At 69.8% G+C, this 1142-nt stretch carries 1 protein-coding gene; it reads right to left on the bottom strand.

Translation table 11 applies throughout. The features are described from left to right. Positions 1-145 precede the first annotated feature (145 nt). Positions 146-1142 (bottom strand): branched-chain amino acid ABC transporter permease (locus A6302_RS20405; RefSeq protein WP_425349188.1); only part of this gene is annotated, 997 nt, incomplete at its 5' end.

Raw genomic sequence — 1142 nt, forward strand, 5'->3', positions numbered from 1 at the left:
GTTCGGCCCGATGATCGCGTGGACCGAGCCGCGGCGGATGGCGAGATCGACGGCGCGCACGGCAGCAAGGCCGCCGAAGCTCTTGGTCAGGCCGCGCACGTCGAGGAGCACGTCGCCCGTGGCGGAAGCGGCGGGCGTGGCGAGGTCACGCATCGGCGGCCTCCTTCGGCTGGGCCGCCGGCCACAGGCCCTCGGCGCGCACATGCATCATCGTCACCAGCGCGATGCCGTAGAACAGGTAACGGAACTCGCCGAACTCGCGCAAAAGTTCAGGCAAGCCGATCAGCACGATCGAACCGACCAGCACCCCCGGCAGGCTGCCGAGGCCGCCGATGACGAGGATCGCCAGCACGTTGATCGAGACCAGCAGCTGGAAGGAATGCGGAAACACCGACCCGACCAGCACCGCGAACACCGCGCCCGCGGCACCCGCAAAGGCCGCGCCGACCGAATAGGCGACGAGCTTGGCCGCCACCGGATCGATGCCGAGCGCCTGGGCGACGTCCTCGTCCTCGCGGATCGCCATCCACGCCCGGCCGATGCGGGCATTGTGCAGGCGGTGGGTGACGAAGGCGACGGCGGCGGCGAGCAGCAGCGCCAGATAGTAGAGCTCGGCCGGGGTGTTGAGCACCAGATCGCCGAGCCGCGGCCGCTCGATCTCGATGATGCCCTGCGATCCGCCCAGCACCGGCGCCAGCGCATCGGAGAGAACGAGCACGCGCACGATCTCGCCGAGGCCGAGGGTGGCCATGGCGAGATAGTCGCCGCGCACCCGCAGCACCGGCAGGCCGAACACGAGGCCGGAGACGGCGGCGAGCACAATCGCGATCGGCAGCGCCAGCCAGAAGGAGATGTTGGCGACCGCGAGCGGCCCGTCCGAGCAGAGCAGCGCCACGGTGTAGGCGCCGACCGCGAAGAAGGCGACGAAGCCGAGATCGACGAGGCCGGCAAGGCCGAGCTCGATGTTGAGCCCCATGCCCATCAGCATGTAGAGCGCGACCAGCATCGCCACCTGGGCGACGAAGTCCGAGGTGATCAGTGGCAGCACGAGGACGAAGCCGACAAGGAGAATGAGGCCGAGCGGCGAGCGTTTTTTGCCCCGCGCGACCTTGGCCGCCTCGGTCTCCGGCGCGCGCTGGGTC

Origin of the sequence: Methylobrevis pamukkalensis (assembly GCF_001720135.1) — a bacterium.
In the GTDB taxonomy this organism is placed as follows: Bacteria; Pseudomonadota; Alphaproteobacteria; order Rhizobiales; family Pleomorphomonadaceae; genus Methylobrevis; species Methylobrevis pamukkalensis.